Here is a 19,337-nt window from a genome sequence, read left to right as displayed (position 1 = left end):
CGCACGGGACGATCAGGCCGCTTCCGGCGGGGCCGGTTGGTCGAGGGTGACGGGCGGCGGGCTGAGCCGGGCGAAGCCCTCCTGCCGCTGATACGGGAAGTAGGGGTACGCGGCGTCCTTGGCACTCGCCTCGTCCAGCCTGGCGACCTGTTCAGGCGTGAGGCTCCAGCCAACCGCGCCGATGTTCTGCCGCAGTTGTTCCTCGTCCCGCGCTCCGACGATGACGGAGGAGACGGTCGGGCGGCGCAGCAGCCAGTTGAGCGCGACCTGGGGGACCGTACGCCCGGTCTCCTCGGCGACGGCGTCGAGCGCGTCGACCACGCGGTAGAGGAGTTCGTCGTCGACCGGCGGGCCGAAGGAGGCGGTGCGGTGCAGGCGGCTCTGCTCGGGCAGCGGCTGCCCGCGGCGGACCCTGCCGGTCAGCCTTCCCCAGCCCAGGGGGCTCCACACCACCGCGCCGACTCCCTGGTCGAGCCCGAGCGGCATCAGCTCCCACTCGTAGTCGCGGCCTATGAGGGAGTAGTAGACCTGGTGCGCCACATGCCGTGGGTAGCCGTGTCTGTCGGCTGTGGCGAGGGATTTCATCAGCTGCCAGCCGGAGTGGTTGGACACGCCGGTGTAGCGGATCTTCCCCTCGCGGACGAGCTGGTCGAGGGTGGCGAGGACTTCTTCCTGCGGGGTGGCGGCGTCGTGGGCGTGGAGCTGGAAGAGATCGATGTAGTCGGTGCCGAGGCGGCGCAGGGCCGCCTCGGTCGCCTTGATGAGGCGGGTCCGTGAGGTGCCGTAGTCGCCCGGCCCGTCGCCCATGGGCAGGCCCGCCTTGGTGGAGATCAGCACCTGGTCGCGACGGCCCTTGACGGCCTGGCCCAGCACTTCTTCGGAGGCGCCGGACGAGTAGACGTCGGCGCTGTCGAACATCGTGATCCCCGCGTCGAGGGCGATGTCCACCATGCGGCGGGCCGCGTGGGCGTCGGTGTCGCCCCAGTCCCCGAAGAGCGGGCCCCGGCCACCGAAGGTGCCGGTTCCCAGGCTCAGTACGGGCACTCGCAGGCCGGATGCGCCCAACTGCCGGTATTCCATGGCTCGTTCCCTCTCCTGATTGCGCGAAGCCACCGGGTGTGCTTCTGCGCGCCCGGCCGACGCTTAACGGTTCTGTGGTTCCGTTAACTCGCGCCAGTACCGTAGCAGGGATACGCCGTTAAGGGAACTGGAGACCCGTTGTGACAGCTGGGCCGGGAAGCCGGCGGAAGACGACCGCCCCACAGGCCGCCGCCGTACCCGGAACGGTGCGCCCCGGGGGGCGCACGGCCCGGGTGCGCGAGGCGGTGCTGCGCGCCGCCGGAGACGCGCTCGCCGAGTGCGGATTCGCCCACCTCGACCTCGCCGAGGTCGCCCGCCGCGCCGAGGTCGGCAAGACGACCGTCTACCGGCGGTGGGGAACGGTCACAGCGCTGCTGGCGGACCTGCTCGACGACATGGCCGAACAGTCCGAGCCCCGCACGGAGACGGGCGCGCTGCTCGATGATCTGCGGGCCAACGCCTCCTTGGTACGGCGCACCCTGACGGACCCCCGGCAGGGCGCGCTGTTCAAAGCCGTCATCGCCGCCGCGACGTGCGACACCCGCGCCGCCGAGGCGCTGCACCGGTTCTACGCGGCCCGGGTGGCGGAATGGGCACCATGTGTGCGGCAGGCCGTGGAGCGCGGCGAGGTACCGGACGACACCGACCCCGAACAGGTCGTCCGTGCCGTCTCAGCGCCCCTGTACTACCAACTGCTGACCACCGGAAGCCCGCTCGACCAGGCGGCCGCCGAGCGCGCGGCACGCGCCGCGTACGACGCCGCCCGCGCCGGCGCCTTCACCACGGCGCGGTGAGGCCCGCACGGCGCCGCAGGGCCCACGAGAGGGCTCTTACACCCGCTCACCGGACCGAGCCGTCTCCGCGACGGTCCCGCGGCCGTCCGCGCGGGTGCCAACTGCTCGCGGCACAGCACCGGCAGCCCCTCCCGGCGCGTCAGCAGGGGTGTGCGCAGCAGCGGGTGGCGGAAGGCGGGCCCCGTCCGAGCGAGTCTGCCGACCCCGTGGTTCTTACGGAGCGGTGACACGGGCGCCGCGTGCCGGTACAGCGCGCCCCCGTGCGCCTAGCGTGGCCGTATGCGCGTTCTTGTCACCGGCGGTGCCGGGTTCATCGGTTCCCACGTCGTGGAGGCCCTGACGGCAGCGGGCCACGAGGCGGTCGTCCTGGACGCCCTGCTGCCGTCGGCCCACGGGCCGGGCGCCGGACTCCCGGCCGCCGCGCCCGGGGTCCGGCACCTGCGGGGAGACGTACGGGACCAGGACGCCGTCACCGACGCGCTGCGCGGCGTCGACGCGGTGTGCCACCAGGCGGCGATGGTCGGACTGGGCAAGGACTTCTCCGACGCGCCCGAGTACGTCAGCTGCAACGACCTCGGCACCGCCGTGCTGCTCACCGCGATGGAGCGTGCCGGGGTGCGCGCGCTGGTGCTGGCCGGTTCGATGGTCGTCTACGGCGAGGGGCGCTACGAGTGCCCACGGCACGGGGTTGTGCGGCCGGGGCCGCGCGCCGTGCCGGACCTGCGCGCCGGACGGTTCGAACCGCCGTGCCCCGACTGCGGTGCAGCACTGCGGCCCGGACTGGTGGGCGAGGAAGCGCCGTTGGACCCGCGCAACACCTACGCGACGACCAAGCTCGCACAGGAACATCTGGCCGCGGCGTGGGCGCGTGCTGTCGACGGCAGTGCGGTCTCGCTGCGCTACCACAACGTCTACGGGCCCGGCATGCCCTGCGACACCCCGTACGCCGGGGTCGCCTCGTTCTTCCGCTCGGCGCTGGCCAGGGGCGCGGCTCCCACCGTCTACGAGGACGGAGCGCAGCGGCGGGACTTCGTCCACGTACGGGACATCGCGGCTGCCAACCTCGCGGCACTGGAGGCCGTGGGCACGGGCGCGCCCCCGCACGGGCCCGGCTCCTTCGCGGCCTACAACACCGGCAGCGGCGACCCGCACACCATCGGCGAGATGGCCACCACGCTGGCCGAGTGCTACGGGGGTCCCGCCCCTGTGGTGACGGGCGAGTTCCGGTTGGGCGACGTACGGCACATCACCGCCTCGTCCGAGCGTGCCGGGCGGGAGCTGGGCTGGCGGGCGCACATCGGCTTCGCCGAGGGCATGAAGGAGTTCGCCGCCTCGGACATGAGGGCGCCGCTGCAGCGGGCGTAGCCGCCGGCGCGGCGCCGGAGTCGCCGCCCCGGCCCTGGAGCCGTCGTCGCGCCCCCGTAGCCGCCGTCACGCACCGGGCCCCCGGCAGCTCCGTTCAGAGCGCCTCCGTGCCCGCCCGCTGGTTCGGCAGCGCTCTGGGCAGGGTGAGTTCGAAGCAGCAGCCCCCCGTCACGTTGCGGACAGCGGCCGTGCCCTGGTGCGCCTCGACGATGCCGCGCACGATGGCCAGCCCCAGGCCCGCGCCCGGTGGCGTACGGGCGTGTGTGCCGCGCCAGCCGGTGTCGAAGACGCGCGGCAGGTCCTCCTCCGGGATGCCGCCGCAGCCGTCCGTCACGGACAGTACGACTTTCTCGTCCTCCTCGACCGTGCGCGCGTGCACGGCCACGGTGCCGTCCGCCGGAGTGCGCCTGATGGCGTTGACGAGCAGATTGCCGAGCACTCTGGTCATCTCGTGCGGGTCGACCTCGACGGGGACGGTGGCCGCGTCACCCACCAGACGGACACCGTTCTGCCGGGCCAGCGGGTCGGCGCCCGCCAGTGCCTCTTCGACCAGCTCGGACAGGCTCACCCGGTGCGTGGTCAGGGCGAGGTTTCCCGCGTGGATACGGGAGAGCTCGAACAGGTCGCCGACCATGGAGTTGAGCCGTTCGACCTCGGTGCGGATCTGGCGCAGACAGCGCCCGGTGTCCTCCACCATGCCGTCCTCCAGCGCCTCCGACATGGCGCGCAGTCCGGCCAGCGGGGTGCGCAGATCGTGGGAGATCCAGGCGACCAGTTCCCGACGCGAGCTCTCCAGCGCCCGTTCGCGGTCCCGGGATGCGGCCAGCTTCTCGCTGGTGGCGGCGAGTTCGCGGGTGAGCGCGGCGAACTCGGCCGGGTCACCCGCCTCGGCCTCACCGGGGGCCGGGAAACTGCCGCCGTCCCCGAAGGACCGCGCAGCGCGGGTGAGCGCGTCGCTGCGCGCCACGACCCAACGCCCCAGCAGCAGCGCGGTGGCCAGCGAGACGACGGCCGCCATGGCGACGACCGTGGTGACGACGAACAGGTCGTGCCGGGAGAGGAACATCGCCCACGCGACGGCGAGCGTCCCGGAGAACATGGCCGTCACGGCGACAGTGGAGACGACCGTCAGCGACACGACGAGCGAACGGTGCCGCAGGGCGCGCAGCGCCAGCGCGCCCAGCAGTCCTGCCGCGGCCGCGCCGAGGAAGGCGAAAAGGGCGATGAGCAGCATGTCGCGCACGGGGGCTCAATCCTCCCGCGCGACGGTGCCGGTGCCGGGGTCGGCGCCGGCGTCGGGGCCAGTGCCGGTGTCGGTGCAGGACGGGGAGGCGGCCGGGCCGTCGGGTCGGGAGGCGTCCGTCCCGTCGAGCCGGGAGGCTCCGGGGTCCAGCCGGTAGCCCACGCCCCACACGGTCTGGATCAGCCGCGGGTGCGCGGGGTCCTCCTCGATCTTGGCCCGCAGTCGGCGTACGTGCACGGTGACCGTCGACAGGTCGCCGAAGTCCCAGCCCCACACCTGGCGCATCAGCTCCTCGCGGGAGAACGCCCGTGCCGGGTGCCGCAGCAGGTGGGCGAGCAGGTCGAACTCCCGCACGGTGAGCGACAGCCCGACGCCGTTCCTGGTGGCGGTCCGCGCACGCGGGTCGACGGTCAGCCCCGCGGCGCTCAGCGGCGGTGCCGGGCGCGGTACGTCCTCCGTACGGCGGCTGCGGCGCAGCACGGACTCCACGCGGAGCACCAGTTCCCGGGGGCTGAACGGCTTGGTGACGTAGTCGTCGGCACCGACCTCGAGACCGAGTACCCGGTCGCCCTCGTCACCGAGCGCGGTGAGCATGATGACCGGCACGGGCCCCTTCTCGCGCAGCCGGCGGCAGACCTCCAGGCCGTCGATCCCGGGCAGCATCAGGTCGAGCACCACGAGGTCCGGCCAGTGCGCCGCGGCGCGCTCCAGGGCCGCGGGTCCCGTCTCCGCGCGGTCGACGGTGTACCCGGCGCGGTGCAGGTACCCGGTGACGACTTCGGCGACTGTCGGGTCGTCGTCGACGACCAGGATCCGCCCGGTGGCTGGTGGCTGCATGGCTTCAGGGTGGCACCACGCGCGGGTACGCGGGAGGCGGGACGACCCCGGCACGGGCGATGTCCGTGTTTCGTAAGGACGCGAAGTCCGTAATGTCAGGTTTGGCTCCGTAGGGTGTGCGGCGAAGTCGCACCCGCCCGAAGGAGGCCACACCGTGCCAGGTGTCGATGTCGTACTCCCCTGCCTCGACGAGGAGCAGGCACTGCCCTGGGTCCTGGAGCGCATCCCGCCCGGGTGGCGGGCGATCGTCGTGGACAACGGCTCGACGGACGGTTCGGCCGCGACGGCGCGCGAGCTCGGCGCGACCGTCGTCCCCGAGCCCCGCCGCGGCTTCGGCGCCGCCTGTCACGCCGGACTGACGGCCGCCGAGGCCGACATCGTCTGCTTCTGCGACTGCGACGCCTCCCTCGACCCGGCCCTGCTGGTGCCGTTCGTCGAGGCGGTGCGCGAGGGCCGCAGCGACCTCGTACTGGGCCGCAGGCGCCCGCAGACGCGCGGTGCCTGGCCCGCGCACGCCCGCGCGGGAAATCTCGCGCTCTCCCGGATGCTGTACGCGCGCACCGGCGTCCGGCTGCACGACCTCGGCCCGCTGCGTGCGGCGCGCCGCGAGAAGCTGCTGGGGCTCGGTCTGACCGACCGGCGCAGCGGATACCCGCTCCAGATGGTCGTACGGGCGGCCGACGCCGGCTGGCGGATCGAGGAGCGCGACGTGCCCTACCGCCCCCGCACCGGCAAGTCCAAGGTCACCGGCACCTGGCGGGGCACCTGGCACGCCGTACGCGACATGCGCGCTGTGCTCCAGGAGCGGCCGGCCGCCGGAGCGGCCCGCGAGGGGACCGAAGGGGCAGAAGGGATCGAGGAAACCGAAGGGATCGAGGGGGTCGCCCGATGACGGCGGCATCGCACCCCGGCGAGGGACACACCACGCTGCTCGTCATCGCCAAGGAGCCCGTGCCCGGGCAGGTCAAGACGCGGCTGTGCCCGCCCTGTACGCCGCACCAGGCAGCCTCCCTGGCGGCCGCTGCCCTGCACGACACCTTGGACGCCGTACGGGCGATGCCCGCCAGGCGCCGTGTGCTGGTGCTGTCGGGACGGCCCGGCGAGTGGCTGCCGCCCGGTTTCGACGTCGTCCCGCAGTGCTCCGGCGGACTGGACGAGCGGCTCGCCGCCGCGTTCGCCGAAGCGGGCACAGGACCGGCGCTGCTCATCGGGATGGACACCCCCCAGCTGACCCCGGCACTGCTCGCTCCCGCACTGGGACCGGACGGCTGGCGGGAGTGCGACGCCTGGTTCGGCCCGGCGCTCGACGGCGGCTTCTGGGCACTGGGCCTCGCCCGCCCGGACCCCGCACTGCTGCGCGGAGTTCCCATGTCCACCGAGACGACGGGACAGGCACAGCTCGCCCGGCTGGCGCAGGAGGGGCTGCGGGTACGCCACCTGCCGCCGCTGCGCGACGTGGACACCGCCGAGGACGCCGTTCGCGTCGCCGCTCAGGCACCCGGCGGCCGGTTCGCCGCGACGGCCGCCACCGTCGCCGCGCTGCGGTCCGAGCACCTGCCCGCCGTCCCCGCGAGCCGGAGCCACCCGGAGGGCGCAGCGATGCCAGGAACGGCCGCCTCATGACGGCCACCGACGCCGCGACCCCGACCGCTGCCCTCGACGCCACTGCCCTCGACGCCACTGCCACCGACGTCGCCGACGGTGGCGACAACGCCGCCACTGCCACCGCCACCGCTACTGCCCCTGCCCCTGCCCCTGCCCCCGACGCGATAGCGCAGTGGAGCGCCGACCCGTACGCCGACGCGCTGCGCAGCGGTCGCGGGCCGCTGTTCCTGCGCCGCAGCGACGGCTGGCTGCTGCCCTTGGAGGTGGAGCGCTGGTGCGCCAGTGCGGACGCCGCGGACATGTCGGTACTGCGCCGGTGCGAGGGAGCCGTGCTGGATGTGGGCTGCGGCCCCGGCAGACTGGTCGCCGCCCTCTCGTCGCTAGGCCACCGGGTGCTGGGCATCGACGTCAGCCCGGCCGCCGTCTCGCGCACGGTCTCGCTCGGCGGCACAGCGCTGTGCCGCTCGGTCTTCGATCCGCTGCCGGGGGAGGGCCGCTGGGGGAGCGTGCTGCTGATCGACGGCAACATCGGCATCGGTGGCGCCCCTCAGGAGCTGCTGGAGCGCTGCGCACGGCTCCTGGCGCCGCGCGGACTGCTGTTGGCCGAGACCTCGCCGCTGGACGTGGATGAACGGGCCCAGGTGCACATCGACGACGGGCGGGGCGCACAGCACCGGACCGACACCGACAGCGGCCGACAGTTCCCCTGGGCCCGGCTGGGCACCCGCGCGCTGCTGCGCTACGCGCTGCCCGCCGGTTGGTCGACGGCGGGTCAGTGGGAGTCCGGCGGCCGGTGCTTCGTCGCACTGCGGCGCTCCTGAGCCTCCTTGCGCCTACGCTCCAGCAGACGTCGACGCCCCAGCAGACGCCGACGAGCCGCCGGGCGCCGACGAGTCTCCGCGCGGCGGCGCCGCCTGGCGCGCCTCTCGGGCGCTGTCCGTACGGCCGCCCACAGCCCTGAGAGAGCGAACAGGGCGAGCGTCACCCACAACCAGTGCAGCGCATAACCGTTGTTGCCCTCCGGCCGGCCGGTGAGTTTCGCGTACCGGTCGGCCGGACCGGTGATCAGCGGGAGATAGACCAACAGCAGCAGCAACGACAGCAGGGCCGGGATCCGCAGGTGGTTGACGTACCGGCCGGTGAGCCTCGGCAGCCGGTCGGCGAGCGAGTACAGCGGCAAGAGCACCAGATCGTGCAGCAGCGCGGCCCCTACGAACCACACGGCGACGCCCAACCAGTCGTCCGCCAGCAGCCGCGCCCCCGCGTAACCGGTGAGCACGAACGACGCCAGGAGCAGAACGATCTGCAGCGGGCTGCCCACCGCGCGGCGCAGCCGTCCGGCGCCCGGTGCCGACCCGGCCTCCATCCGGCCGCCCGCTGCGGGGCTCTGGGAGCGGCCCTTCATCGGTCGGCTCCGAACGACAGCCGGTCGACCCATTTGGTGTTGTGCACACCGGGTGCCGCCGGGACGATGACGCGCGCCGGGTAGCCGTGGTCCAGGGAGAGGTCCTCGCCGCCCACCCGCAGCGCCAGCAGCGACCGTGGATCGCGCACCTGGTTGTCCCGCAGCCCCGCGTGCCGGAAGGCGCCGGAGCGCTGGAGCGAGGAGACGAATACGCCGGGCAGCCCCTCTCCCGCCTCGTACCCGGCCAGCTCCGCCAGGTCGCGCAGCCGTACGCCGCTCCAGTGCTGGTCCGAGGTCGACCAGCCCTCCACGCAGGCGATCGGCAGGTCGGCCGAGTGCTGTGGCATCGCCAGCAGCTCGGCCCTGGTCAGCCGCAGTCTCCGCCCGTGGGCCCCCTCGACGGTCAGCCGCCAGCCTTCGCCGGTCTCCTTGGCACTGACGCCCACAGCGGCCGCCGTCTTGTTGATCTGGAAGGCGTTCGCGCCGCTGCCCGGATCGGTGCCCCCGTGCGGTGCCAGCAGCGCGGTACGGCGCAGCGGCCCGTCGAAGTTCTGGCCGACCGTCAGCCCCAGCAGCAGCACGGACCCGCCGCCCACCGCGCCGAGCGCCCCGCGCCGCGTCAGAGTGGGGTCAGCCGGGCGTGGTGCGACCAGCCCGGTGTCGAGATCCGGTTCACGCGCCCCGACGTCCTGGGTCTTACCGCCGTCCTCGGTCCCGCCCGGCGGGTGTTTGCCGCCTTTCCGGCCGCCCGATTTCCGGCCGCCCGATTTCCGGCCGCCCGAGGCGAAGTCGCGCGGCGCACCGGCCCGCAGCACCTGTACGGCCTTGGGCAGCCGCAGCAGGACGTGCACCAGGAACGCGGCGAAGAAGACCCAGGCCCCGTAGAAGTGCAGCGGGTAGAACGAGCCGGGGAACAGGTACTCCAGCTGGATGTTCAGCAGGCCCGTCACGAACTCGAACAGCACACCGCCGACGAGGAGCAGCAGCGAGACGCGCTCCAGCGCGTGCGCGGCGGAGCGCGCGGGCGGCATGGTGAACAGCTTGGGGATGACGGACCACAGCTTCGCCAGCAGCACCGGCACCAGCACCACGCCGAGGGTGACGTGCACCCCCTGGGTGAGCCGGTAGAGCCAGTAGGGATCGGTCGGCCAGGCGAACAGGTAGAAGCCGAGCAGCCCGCGATCCGGCGTGCGGTCGTTCGGCGGTGCCGCATCCGGGTTGTACGCCGCGTAGGACAGCAGTCCGGTGACGAACAGCACGGTGATGCCGGCCAGCAGTACGACGCCGAGCACGGCCGTCAGCCAGGGGCCGCGCAGCGGACTGCGCCAGAAGCCGGGGTCCGACGGCGGCCGGATGGAGCTGGACCGGGACCGGGAGAGGGTGTGGTGGTCGCCCATGTGGTGACCGTATGCGCCGGTACGGCCCGAAAGGGGGCCACGACCCATGACGAAACGCTGACATCGTCCGCCGGTGGCCCCTGTGCGGCCCCGCGCGGCCTAACGTGCCCCTGTGCCTGCCGAACCCTCACCCACCCGCTCCGACCGCGCCACGCGGCCCGTCCCGACCGCCTACTCGTCCTCTTCGCCCTCCACCCCCGCCGCTCCCGGCCGGGACGTACCCGGCGCCGGGCAAGGGCCGGACCGCCATGGGCACCGCACCGGGCCGGGACGGCGGTTTCCGGTGCCGGACCTGGCCGCCGTCGCGGCGGCCGGGGCACTGGTGGTCGCCGCCGTCGTCATCGGCGGGGCCATCGAGCGGGAGCACGGCACGCTGCGGGTGCACTGGCCGCCCTACTACGCCGAGCTGGAACCGCACCTGGGTCCGGGCACACCGGCCGCGCTGCTGATCGCGGGCGCCGTGCTCGGTTACGGCCCCGCGCTGGCGTCCCGCCTGCCGTGGCGGCGGCTGCTGGCGGCCGCCTGGGGCACCTCCATGGCGTGGATCTGGTCGCTCGCCCTGATCGACGGCTGGCACCGGGGCGTGGAGAACCAGCTCACCTCCGCCTACGAGTACCTCCAGGAGGTCGACAGGTTCGGGGACGTCGGCGCGGCACTGCGCACCTTCACCGACCACATCCTGCTGCACTCGCCCGACAACTGGGTCCCGCATGTGGCCGGCCATCCGCCCGCCGCCGTGCTCACCTTCGTCGGGCTCGACCGCGTCGGGCTGGGCGGCGGTGCTTGGGCGTCCGTCTGGGTCATCACCGTCGGCTCGTCGGCAGCAGCCGCTGTGCTCGTGGCGCTGCGCGCCCTGACGGACGAGCACCGGGCGCGCAGAGCAGCACCCTTCCTGGTGCTGGCCCCCACCGCCGTGTGGGTGGGAGTGTCGGCCGACGGCTACTTCACAGCGGTGGCCTCCTGGGCCCTGGCGCTGCTCGCCCTGACGGCACGGCGGACCGGCCACCGTCCGGTCCGTGCCCCTCGCACTGCCGCACTCGCAGCCGGGCTGCTGTTCGGGCTCACCTGTTATCTGTCGTACGGCCTCACCCTGTGCGCGCTGCTCGGCCTCACCGTGCTGACTCTCTCGCGCACTCTGCGGCCCCTCCCATGGGTGCTCGCGGGCGTCGCGGCAGTGGCCGCAGTGTTCACTCTCGCGGGGTTCAACTGGTGGGAGGGATACCAGCTGCTGACCGAGCGCTACTACGAGGGTGCCGCCCGCATCAGGCCGTACAGCTACTGGGTGTGGGCCAACCTCGCCTGCGCGGTGACCGCTACGGGCCCCGCCGTGGTGGCAGGCGCACGGCGCGCCCTGGTGTGCGGTACGGCGGTGCTGCGCGCCTCCCGGTGGCCGCGCAGGCAGCGGGCGGGCCGAGCGCCAGGGGCCGAGGGACTCGGCGGCCGCGAACGGCTCGCTGTGCTGGTGCTGGCCGCCCTGCTGACGGTTGCCGTCGCCGATCTGTCCGGGATGAGCAAGGCCGAGACCGAGCGCATCTGGCTGCCCTTCCTCACCTGGCTGCTGCCTGCCGCCGCGCTGCTGCCGCGCCGCGGCGCGCGGTACTGGCTGGCGGCCCAGGCGGCGACCGCGCTGGCGGTCAACCACCTCCTGCTGACCGGCTGGTGACGCTGACCGACTGGTGACGCCAATCGGCTGATGACGCCAACCAGACGTCCTCCGCGTCGAGTTGGCCACCGGTCGCGACGGGCGGCGGACGCCGTGATTGTCAGACCCTGCGCCTAGGCTGGCCGACCAGTCGCTTCAGCAGGACTGATCAGGCGCGGGGCGCCTGGTCAGGGACCGAGGAGAGCCAAGCATGCAGGACCAGAACACGGCGCTGCCGCCCGCCGACAGCCACAATGTCATCGAGGTGCGCGGCGCACGCGAGAACAACCTCGCAGACGTCTCCCTCGACCTGCCGAAGCGCAGGCTGACGGTCTTCACCGGGGTCTCAGGGTCCGGCAAGTCCTCGCTGGTCTTCGGTACGGTCGCGGCCGAGTCCCAGCGGCTGATCAACGAGACCTACACGGCGTTCGTACAGTCGTTCATGCCGAGCCTGGGCCGCCCCGATGTGGACAGTCTGCGCAACCTGAGCGCGGCGATCGTCGTCGACCAGGAGCGGATGGGCGCCAACTCGCGCTCCACCGTAGGCACCGCGACCGACGCCTACACGATGCTGCGGATCATCTACAGCCGGCTGGGCACCCCGCACATCGGCACCTCCACCGCGTTCAGCTTCAACAGCACGGAGGGCATGTGCGCCGAGTGCGAGGGACTGGGCCAGACGACGACGATCGACATCGACCAGGTCGTCGACCGCGACCTGTCCGTCCGTGAGGGCGCCATCACCGCTCCGGGTTTCGCCGTGGACTCCTGGTACTGGCAGGTGATGGTGGGCTCCGGGTTCTTCGACCCGGACAAGAAGGTCCGCGACTTCACCCAGCAGGAGTGGGACGCGCTGCTGTACCAGCCGACGACGAAGGTGAAGGTGAAGGTCGGCGCCTCGAACCTCACCTACGACGGTGTGGTCACCCGCATCCAGCGCATCTACCTGTCCAAGGACCGCGACGCGATGCAGGCCCACATCAGGGAGTTCGCCGACCGGGCCGTCGTCTACGCGGACTGCCCGGCGTGCGGGGGCAGCCGGCTCAGCCAGGCGGCGCTCTCCTCGAAGATCGACGGAGTGAACATCGCCGACTGCGCCCGTATGCAGATCAGCGACCTGGCCCCGTTCGTCCGCGGTCTGACCGACCCCTCCGTCGCACCGCTGCGCGACACCCTCTGCCAGACCCTGGACTCCCTGGTCGACATCGGGCTGGGCTATCTGAGCCTGGACCGGCCTGCCGGGACGCTCTCCGGCGGCGAGGCGCAGCGCGTCAAGATGGTCCGTCACCTCGGCTCCAGCATCACCGATGTCACCTACGTCTTCGACGAGCCGACCGTCGGCCTGCACCCGCACGACATCCAGCGCATGAACGACCTGCTGCTGCTCCTGCGCGACAAGGGCAACACGGTGCTGGTGGTCGAGCACAAGCCGGAGGTCATCGCCATCGCCGACCATGTGGTCGACCTCGGCCCGGGCGCGGGCACCGACGGCGGCCGGATCTGCTACGAGGGAGACGTGCCGGGACTGCGCGCCTCCGGCACCCTCACCGGCCGCCATCTGGGCCACCGCGCCGGGCTGCGCGAGACGGTGCGGGAGCCCAAGGGGACGGTCGAGATCCGCGGTGCGAATCTGCACAACCTCAAGAACGTCGACGTGGACATCCCCCTGGGCGTCCTCACGGTCGTCACCGGCGTGGCCGGGTCCGGCAAGAGCTCCCTGATCCACGGCTATCTGTCCGGACGGGACGACGTCCTGGTGGCCGACCAGTCACCGATCCGCGGCTCCCGCCGCAGCAACCCGGCGACCTACACCGGCCTGCTGGGCCCCATACGTACGGCCTTCGCCAAGGCCAACGGCGTCAAGGCGGCGCTGTTCTCGGCCAACTCGGCGGGCGCCTGCCCCAAGTGCAACGGCATCGGGCTCGTCTACACCGACCTGGCGATGATGGCCGGCGTCGCCTCGGTGTGCGAGGAGTGCGAGGGCAAGCGCTTCACGCCCGAGGTGCTGGGCTACACGCTGCGGGGCAGGAACATCAGCGAGGTGCTGGGCATGTCGGTGGCCGAGGCCCGGGAGTTCTTCCCCACCGGCCAGGCGGCCACCATCCTCGGCCGCCTCGTCGATGTGGGCCTGAGCTATCTGCGGCTGGGCCAGCCGCTGAACACCCTCTCGGGCGGCGAGCGCCAACGGCTGAAGCTGGCCATCCACATGGCGGAGAAGGCCGCCACCTATGTCCTGGACGAGCCCACGACCGGGCTGCACATGGCCGACGTGGACCAACTGCTGGCGCTGCTCGACCGGCTGGTCGAGGACGGCAACTCGGTCGTCGTCATCGAGCACCACCAGGCGGTGATGGCCCACGCGGACTGGATCATCGACCTCGGCCCCGGCGGTGGCCACGACGGCGGCCAAGTGCTGTTCACCGGCCCCCCGGCCGAACTCGTCGAATCCGCCGACACCCTGACAGCGCGGCACCTGCGCACTTACGTACGGGAGAGCAACTGAAACCGGCGGGGTGTCGCCGTCACCACGGGGGCCGCGCCGACACCCCGCCGTCCAGCACCAGATCGTGCCCGTTGATCCAGCGCGCCTGAGCGGAGGCGAGGAACACACAGGCGTCGCCGACGTCCTCCGGCGTCCCCAGCCGGCCGTCCGGCGCCGCCGCGCGCCACCGCCGTACGCCCTCGGGCCACTGCTCGGCGAGGCCGTCCCGCTCCACCAGGCCCGGCGAGACGGTGTTGACGCGCACCCCGAGCCGCCCGTACTCCTGCGCCGCGGCCCGGGCGTGCGCGACGATCGCGGCCTTGGAGGCGGCGTAGTGCGCGTGCCCGGGAGCCGGCCGCGCCGCCTCGATGGAGGCGACGTGCGTGACGCTGCCACCGCCGCGCTCCGCCAGCAGCGGCGCGGCCACCTGCGTACACGCGAAGACGCTGGAGAGGTTGGTGTCGACGACCGCGCGCCACTCCTCGGCCGTCATCCCCGACAGCTCCTGTACGGGCTGCACGCCCGCGTTGTTGACCAGCGCGCCGAGCCCCGCGGGGCGCCACCGGGCCGCCTCGGTGACCACGGCACGGCAGCCGTCCTCGGTGGCCAGCTCCCCGTGCAGGGCCCGGGCCACGCCGCCCGCCTGCTCGATCGACGCCACCGTCCGGCGGGCGCCTTCGGGGTCGCGCCGGTAGTGCACCGCCACCGGCACGCCCGCTGCCGCGAACCGGAGCGCGATACCGCGCCCGATGCCTCCGGAGGCGCCGGTCACCAGCACGGTGCGCGGCGCTGCGGGGCTCTGCTCCCGCCTCATCGGGCCAGCTCCCTGATGAGCCGCGCGTGCTCCGGATACGCGCGGGCGAGCGCGTCCGCGTCCCCGTGTTCGTACCCCGCGTCGGTGTAGCCGGGGGCCATGGTGCAGCCGAACAGCGTCCAGGCCCCTGTCCCGTCGGTCCCGTCTGACCCGTCTGGCCCGTCTGACCCGTCCGGACCGTCGCCCGCGTCAGCCCCTGCCGTACCGACTCTGGCGCCCATCCAGGTGCCCGCCGGGACGGTGAGCTGCACCTGGTGCCCGGCACCGAGCACATCCGGCCCGAGCACCGGGGTGCTGACGGGCGCACGCCCCTCGGGTGGGAGCAGCAGCAGCTGGAGGGGCGCGCCGAGGTAGTAGTGCCACACCTCGTCGTCCGGCAGCCGGTGCAGGGCGCAGTAGTCGCCGGGCGCGTCGGTCAGCAGCATCACGATCGCGGAGCCCTCGGGCCGGCCGTCGCCACGTTCGGGGCCCGCCCACAGCCGCCGGAACCGGCCGCCCTCGCGGGGAAGCGGCTCCAGTCCGAAGTGCGCGGCCAGTGCCTCAGCCGTAGCGCGCGCCTCATCGCCCACCTCACGTCGCATTCTTCAGCCCTGCCCTCACAGCGCACGCGCCATGCGCCCTCCATGCGCCCCTCCCGGCATCACCGGTCTGCGCCATCACTCGGACGAGTGAGATCGAGGCACTGAGGGGTTCGGTGTCCGTACTCACGCCTCAGCGTCCCCACGACGTGCTTAGAGTGCACATGTTCGGCCCCGGACCCCGGCCGAACGGCCCTGCCGACTCCGCCCCTGGAGGGCCGGACCATCCGCCGCACGCGCGCATCCCTTCGACGGCCTCGCACGTGTGCGCAACCCACATCCGTCCACTCCGCGCCTACGCACCCGCGCCGAACACCCGTACGTCACCGCCCGCCCGCCACCGCACCACCCGTCAGTCACCTCATCCGCACACCGCACATCAACACCACCGCACTGCCGTACCGCCGTACAGTCCGTCAGTGGAAGGGGTCTTCCATGGTCGCCGTCCCGCGCTCCGACACCCCGGGCCCCGCCCGGTTCCGGACCGTACGCGCGAGGGGCGAACTCGACATCGCGACACTGCACGACCTGGAGTCCGCCCTCGTCCGCGCGCTGGCGGAGACCTCGCCGCCGTGCCTCGTCGTGGACATGCGCGAGGTGACGTTCCTGGACTGCTCGGTGATCCGCGTTCTGCTGCGGGCGCGTACGACCGCGCTGTCCCAGGAGGGCTGGCTGGTGCTGGTGTGCGAGCACGTGCCGGTCGGCCGGCTGCTGCGACGGCTGGAACTGCAGCACCTGCTGCCCCACTACCCCACCCCCGACGCCCTCGACGCGGCCTTGGTACCCGCCGAGGACGCCAACTGACGTGCGAGCGTGGAGCGACGGCCTCGGCCCGGACGCGTTCAGTCCGAGTGTCCCGCTCAGTCCGAAAGCCCCGCTCGGTCCCGATGCCCCGACCGGTCCAGGAATGCCGCCAGGGTGGCGGTGAACCGGTGCGGGTCGTCGAACCAGGGGTAGTGGCCGGCGCCCGGCTGCACCACGAACGTGGCGTCGGGGAACAGCTCGGCGAACTCCGCCACCGACCGCGGGGGACTGTTCAGGTCGTACTCTCCGGCGAGCAGCAGCGCGGGGACGGGACAGTGGGTGAGCGCCGCACGAGTCGCTTCCGGGTCGAAGGCGCCGTCGGCACCGAAGCGGGCGACAGCCTCACTGTTGTCCGGTCGGCCGGCCGCGTGGTGCTGCTGGGCAGCCGCGTCCCAACGGCCGTAGAAGAAGGGCGCGATGGCCTCTCCGTCGCCGTTCGCACCCGCGGTGATCGCCTCCAACGCGGCGAAGGCCGCCGGAAACCACGGCTCGTTCCTGCGAAGGCGCGCGAGTTCGCGCCGCGTCTCGCCCGGGACCGTAATGCCGACAGCTCTCGTGCTGGGCCCGACCAGCGCGAGCCTGTCGACGTGCTCCGGGTACCGCGCCACGTACTGCGTCGCGATGTTCGCTCCGCCGGAGTGCCCGAGCAGATCCGTCCGGGGCAGCCCGAGGTGCCGGCGCAGCGCCTCGACGTCGTCGACCAGGCGATCGCATCGGTAGGAAGAGCCATCCTCGGGAATCGCGGAGCCGCCGGTGCCGCGGAGGTCCAGCAGGACCAGCAGTCGGTGCGCGGCCAGTCCGCCCAGGTCGCCGAGGTAGCGGGAGTCCGTGGGGCCTCCCGGTACGCAGATGACCGGGGCGCCGCGTCCGAGCGTGCGATAGGCGAGCCGGGTTCCGTCGGGTGCGCAGAAGGTGGGCATGCGCTGCACCCTGACACTCATAACCTGGTTGTACAACGGAGTTATGAGCCACCCGGTCCGCCGGTCAAGGAATCCGGAGGGAAATCGCTGGCCTGGGTGTATAACCGGGCTATGGCAGCCGACGACACCACGAGCACCCCGCCACCCGGCCCCTCGACCGCGACCGTCCCCGCGACGCTCTCCGAAGAGCAGGCCGAGCGGATGTTCGCCGAGATGAACGAGATCATCCGCGCGGGCGAGGAAACGCGGAGACTGCGCACCGAGATGATCAGGCTGCTCGCCCGCTCCGGCTGGAGCCAGGAGAAGATCGCCCGGCTCGCCGGCATGAGTCAGCCCGCGGTTTCCAAACAGGTGACGAAGTACAAGGCCGACCGCTCGGTGGATGTCCCGCCCTCCCTGGTGGACCTCTCCCTCGACCAGAACGACACACCCTGGCTCGAGGGACGGCTGTGGGGACTCGCCGAGGAGATCTCCGCCGCCTGTCCCGACAGCGCCCGCTGTACACGTTTCCTCCACGCGGTGGCCCGAGGAAGGAAGCGGTTCACACCGCAGACCGTCGACGAGCTGCGGCGCCTGGTCGAGCACGACCTGCTACGGCATCGGGCGGAGCTGTCCGGCGGCTACCGCGCCGCGTACGACAGGATCAGCCGCGGCCTCGACGTCCCGAGCCCGGTCCCGGCTCCGGCCTCGTCCCCTCCCCCGTCCCCGGGCCTGGTTCCGGCCCCGGGGCAGCAAGGGACAGCCGCCACGGCCCCCGCACCGGCCTCGGTACGCCGCGCCCTCGCCCGCCAGGTCCAACGCGACCACCTCAGGCACAGCGGCTGACCCCTGGGAGGGCGACAGCGGCTGACCCCGGGAGGGCTCAGCGGCGGGCGTGGCGGCCGCGGCCGGGGCGGTTCTGGGGAGCCGACGGGTCCTGCGGCGGGGCGGGCGGGCCCTGCTGACCCGCGCCCTCGTCGTACGGACCGTACGAAGCGTCGTCGTACGGGGCCGCCCCGTACGGGCCGCCGTGCCCCTGCGGTGCTCCCGCGCCCTGCCCCGCGCCCGCGACCGGACCCGCGCCCGTGCCCGCGCCGCCGTACGGAGCCTGACCGGGTGCTGGTGCGGGGGCCGGGGCCGGGGCCGGTGCATGGGCCTGCGGAGTTCCGCCCTGTGCACCGTAGGGAACCTCCGGCGGGAGCGGGAGCGAGCGGCCGTCGCCGTAAGGGGCACCGGGAGGCATCGAGCCCTCGGGCCGCTGCCCGTAGCCGGGGTTCGGGCCATGACCGGGTGCGGGGGCGTGCCCGGGTGCGGGGGCGTGCCCGGGGTTCGGGCCGTGACCGGGGGCCGGGGCATGGCCCGCCTGCTGGCCACCGTGACCGGAGCCGTATGCGCCAGGTGTGCCCTGGTGGTGGGTCGGCGTGCCATAGCCGGAGGCGCCGTAACCGGAGGAGCCGTAGGGCGCGGCGGGGGCGCCCGGCGCACCAGGCGTGCCCGGTGCCGCGGGGTGGCTCTCGGCCTGCGCCGCGCCCTCCTGGACCTCGGACCGGGCCGGTTCACCGCCGCCCTTGCGGCGGTTCCGCAGGTACTCGATGACGATCGGGACAACCGACAGCAGCACGATGCCGACCAGGATCGTCTCGATGTGCTCGTGCACGAAGTCGATCTGTCCCAGCGCGGCGCCCAGCAGGGTGACACCTGCGCCCCACAAGGTGCCACCGATGATGTTGAAGATGACGAAGGACCGGTACCGCATCCCACTGACACCGGCGATGATCGGGGTGAACGTCCGCACGATCGGTACGAACCGGGCCAGGACCAGGGACTTCGGGCCGTGCTTCTCGAAGAACTCGTGCGCCTTCTCGACGTTCTCCTGCTTGAAGAACCGCGAGTCCGGCCGCTTGAAGAGCGTGGGCCCCACCTTCTTGCCGAACAGATAGCCCGCCTGATCGCCCAGCACCGCGGCGATCACCACCAGCAGGCACACCAGCCACAGCGGCGCGTGAAGCTGGTCGGTGACGATCAGGAGCCCCGTGGTGAACAGCAGCGAGTCGCCGGGCAGGAAGAAGCCGATGAGCAGGCCCGACTCCGCGAAGACGATCGCGAGGATCCCGGCAAGGCCGAACGTCTGGATCAGGAAGTCCGGATCCAGCCAGCTGGGTCCTAGTGCGAGGTTGGTCACGGAAGGCTCCTGATCAGGGCGCGCGGGACTGGATGTCTCACCCGGGGGCCGGGCGGAGGCGCGGAGACGGCACGCGGGCGGTGTCGGACGCTACACGCTACCAACGCGGGTCCCCTCCCCACGCGTTCCCGAGCCCGCCAGGACCGGCAGTACCCGTCCTGTCGCCTCCTGTCGCGCGGTACCCGCCATGGCGAGAAACACCGGACCGTC

Annotated in this window: 18 protein-coding genes; 9 read left to right on the top strand and 9 right to left on the bottom strand. The window is 72.9% G+C overall.

The genetic code is table 11. From position 1 onward, the window contains the following. Positions 1-12: 12 nt before the first annotated feature. Positions 13-1,080 carry an aldo/keto reductase gene (locus HC362_RS17425; RefSeq protein WP_243084857.1) on the bottom strand — a complete coding sequence of 356 codons (1,068 nt, stop codon included), beginning with the start codon at positions 1,078-1,080 and terminating at the stop codon, positions 13-15. A gap of 140 nt (positions 1,081-1,220) precedes the next feature. Between HC362_RS17425 and HC362_RS17420 the strand changes: the two genes are divergently transcribed. Further along, complete coding sequence (locus HC362_RS17420; protein WP_243084856.1) at positions 1,221-1,874, top strand: TetR/AcrR family transcriptional regulator; 654 nt, start codon at positions 1,221-1,223, stop codon at positions 1,872-1,874. A 279-nt stretch (positions 1,875-2,153) separates the two neighbouring features. Continuing rightward, positions 2,154-3,239: an NAD-dependent epimerase/dehydratase family protein gene (locus HC362_RS17415; protein WP_243084855.1), complete on the top strand. Its 1,086-nt coding sequence runs from the start codon at positions 2,154-2,156 to the stop codon at positions 3,237-3,239. A 94-nt stretch (positions 3,240-3,333) separates the two neighbouring features. Here the strand turns inward: HC362_RS17415 and HC362_RS17410 are convergent, their stop codons facing one another. Both HC362_RS17410 and HC362_RS17405 read right to left on the bottom strand, forming a co-directional pair. Further along, the gene (locus HC362_RS17410) at positions 3,334-4,482 is read right to left on the bottom strand and encodes a HAMP domain-containing sensor histidine kinase (RefSeq protein WP_243084854.1); all 1,149 of its coding nucleotides are present in this window, start codon (positions 4,480-4,482) and stop codon (positions 3,334-3,336) included. A 6-nt stretch (positions 4,483-4,488) separates the two neighbouring features. Beyond that, positions 4,489-5,319: a response regulator transcription factor gene (locus HC362_RS17405; RefSeq protein WP_243084853.1), complete on the bottom strand. Its 831-nt coding sequence runs from the start codon at positions 5,317-5,319 to the stop codon at positions 4,489-4,491. 154 nt (positions 5,320-5,473) lie between these two features. Here HC362_RS17405 and HC362_RS17400 point away from each other — a divergent pair, with 154 nt between their 5' ends. The 3 genes from HC362_RS17400 to HC362_RS17390 are packed head-to-tail and all read left to right on the top strand — an operon-like array spanning position 5,474 to position 7,745. Continuing rightward, entirely contained in the window at positions 5,474-6,211 is a 738-nt protein-coding gene (locus HC362_RS17400) for a glycosyltransferase family 2 protein (protein WP_243084852.1), read from the top strand. After that, a complete protein-coding gene (locus HC362_RS17395; RefSeq protein ID WP_243084851.1) occupies positions 6,208-6,942 on the top strand; it encodes a TIGR04282 family arsenosugar biosynthesis glycosyltransferase in 735 nt (244 codons plus the stop codon). The genes HC362_RS17400 and HC362_RS17395 overlap by 4 nt, the downstream gene beginning before the upstream one ends. After that, the gene (locus tag HC362_RS17390; protein ID WP_243084850.1) at positions 6,939-7,745 is read left to right on the top strand and encodes a class I SAM-dependent methyltransferase; all 807 of its coding nucleotides are present in this window, start codon (positions 6,939-6,941) and stop codon (positions 7,743-7,745) included. The genes HC362_RS17395 and HC362_RS17390 overlap by 4 nt, the downstream gene beginning before the upstream one ends. On the opposite strand, the gene HC362_RS17385 is transcribed toward HC362_RS17390, so the two are convergent. Then, positions 7,697-8,329 (bottom strand): hypothetical protein, encoded by a 633-nt coding sequence (locus tag HC362_RS17385; RefSeq protein ID WP_347568450.1) that lies wholly within the window; start codon positions 8,327-8,329, stop codon positions 7,697-7,699. The two genes, HC362_RS17390 and HC362_RS17385, sit on opposite strands and share 49 nt — an antisense overlap. Beyond that, positions 8,326-9,726 carry a molybdopterin-dependent oxidoreductase gene (locus HC362_RS17380; RefSeq protein WP_243084849.1) on the bottom strand — a complete coding sequence of 467 codons (1,401 nt, stop codon included), beginning with the start codon at positions 9,724-9,726 and terminating at the stop codon, positions 8,326-8,328. The genes HC362_RS17385 and HC362_RS17380 overlap by 4 nt, the downstream gene beginning before the upstream one ends. Before the next feature lie 283 nt (positions 9,727-10,009). Here HC362_RS17380 and HC362_RS17375 point away from each other — a divergent pair, with 283 nt between their 5' ends. After that, the gene (locus HC362_RS17375) at positions 10,010-11,389 is read left to right on the top strand and encodes a hypothetical protein (protein ID WP_243088662.1); all 1,380 of its coding nucleotides are present in this window, start codon (positions 10,010-10,012) and stop codon (positions 11,387-11,389) included. Between the two features lie 190 nt (positions 11,390-11,579). Further along, positions 11,580-13,871: an excinuclease ABC subunit UvrA gene (locus HC362_RS17370; RefSeq protein WP_243084848.1), complete on the top strand. Its 2,292-nt coding sequence runs from the start codon at positions 11,580-11,582 to the stop codon at positions 13,869-13,871. A 19-nt stretch (positions 13,872-13,890) separates the two neighbouring features. Here HC362_RS17370 and HC362_RS17365 read toward each other — a convergent pair whose 3' ends face one another. Together HC362_RS17365 and HC362_RS17360 are read right to left on the bottom strand one after the other, a co-directional pair. Next, positions 13,891-14,664, bottom strand: coding sequence for an SDR family oxidoreductase (locus tag HC362_RS17365; RefSeq protein WP_243084847.1), 774 nt, complete (start codon positions 14,662-14,664; stop codon positions 13,891-13,893). Next, on the bottom strand, positions 14,661-15,245 hold the full coding sequence (locus HC362_RS17360) for a cupin domain-containing protein (RefSeq protein ID WP_243084846.1): 585 nt from the start codon (positions 15,243-15,245) through the stop codon (positions 14,661-14,663). The genes HC362_RS17365 and HC362_RS17360 overlap by 4 nt, the downstream gene beginning before the upstream one ends. A 432-nt stretch (positions 15,246-15,677) precedes the next feature. Here HC362_RS17360 and HC362_RS17355 point away from each other — a divergent pair, with 432 nt between their 5' ends. Then, a complete protein-coding gene (locus tag HC362_RS17355; protein WP_243084845.1) occupies positions 15,678-16,046 on the top strand; it encodes an STAS domain-containing protein in 369 nt (122 codons plus the stop codon). Between the two features lie 56 nt (positions 16,047-16,102). On the opposite strand, the gene HC362_RS17350 is transcribed toward HC362_RS17355, so the two are convergent. Next, complete coding sequence (locus HC362_RS17350; RefSeq protein ID WP_243088660.1) at positions 16,103-16,966, bottom strand: alpha/beta hydrolase; 864 nt, start codon at positions 16,964-16,966, stop codon at positions 16,103-16,105. 111 nt (positions 16,967-17,077) lie between these two features. On the opposite strand from HC362_RS17350, the gene HC362_RS17345 reads away from it, so the two are divergent. Continuing rightward, entirely contained in the window at positions 17,078-17,791 is a 714-nt protein-coding gene (locus HC362_RS17345) for a helix-turn-helix domain-containing protein (RefSeq protein WP_243084844.1), read from the top strand. Between the two features lie 37 nt (positions 17,792-17,828). On the opposite strand, the gene HC362_RS17340 is transcribed toward HC362_RS17345, so the two are convergent. Continuing rightward, positions 17,829-19,127: a DedA family protein gene (locus HC362_RS17340; RefSeq protein ID WP_243084843.1), complete on the bottom strand. Its 1,299-nt coding sequence runs from the start codon at positions 19,125-19,127 to the stop codon at positions 17,829-17,831. Positions 19,128-19,337: the final 210 nt, after the last annotated feature.

The sequence above is a fragment of the Streptomyces sp. 891-h genome (genome assembly GCF_022760275.1).
Lineage (GTDB): Bacteria > Actinomycetota > Actinomycetes > Streptomycetales > Streptomycetaceae > Streptomyces > Streptomyces spirodelae.
The sequence above is the reverse complement of the archived record's forward strand: the minus strand, read 5'-3'. Positions and strand labels throughout refer to the sequence as shown.

Coding starts and splice junctions, on each gene's coding strand:
- HC362_RS17425 (WP_243084857.1), bottom strand. CDS start 1,080: ATGGAATACCGGCAGTTGGGCGCATCCGGCCTGCGAGTGCCCGTACTG.
- HC362_RS17415 (WP_243084855.1), top strand. CDS start 2,154: ATGCGCGTTCTTGTCACCGGCGGTGCCGGGTTCATCGGTTCCCACGTC.
- HC362_RS17405 (WP_243084853.1), bottom strand. CDS start 5,319: ATGCAGCCACCAGCCACCGGGCGGATCCTGGTCGTCGACGACGACCCG.
- HC362_RS17395 (WP_243084851.1), top strand. CDS start 6,208: ATGACGGCGGCATCGCACCCCGGCGAGGGACACACCACGCTGCTCGTC.
- HC362_RS17390 (WP_243084850.1), top strand. CDS start 6,939: ATGACGGCCACCGACGCCGCGACCCCGACCGCTGCCCTCGACGCCACT.
- HC362_RS17385 (WP_347568450.1), bottom strand. CDS start 8,329: ATGAAGGGCCGCTCCCAGAGCCCCGCAGCGGGCGGCCGGATGGAGGCC.
- HC362_RS17380 (WP_243084849.1), bottom strand. CDS start 9,726: ATGGGCGACCACCACACCCTCTCCCGGTCCCGGTCCAGCTCCATCCGG.
- HC362_RS17370 (WP_243084848.1), top strand. CDS start 11,580: ATGCAGGACCAGAACACGGCGCTGCCGCCCGCCGACAGCCACAATGTC.
- HC362_RS17365 (WP_243084847.1), bottom strand. CDS start 14,664: ATGAGGCGGGAGCAGAGCCCCGCAGCGCCGCGCACCGTGCTGGTGACC.
- HC362_RS17360 (WP_243084846.1), bottom strand. CDS start 15,245: ATGCGACGTGAGGTGGGCGATGAGGCGCGCGCTACGGCTGAGGCACTG.
- HC362_RS17355 (WP_243084845.1), top strand. CDS start 15,678: ATGGTCGCCGTCCCGCGCTCCGACACCCCGGGCCCCGCCCGGTTCCGG.
- HC362_RS17350 (WP_243088660.1), bottom strand. CDS start 16,966: ATGCCCACCTTCTGCGCACCCGACGGAACCCGGCTCGCCTATCGCACG.
- HC362_RS17345 (WP_243084844.1), top strand. CDS start 17,078: ATGGCAGCCGACGACACCACGAGCACCCCGCCACCCGGCCCCTCGACC.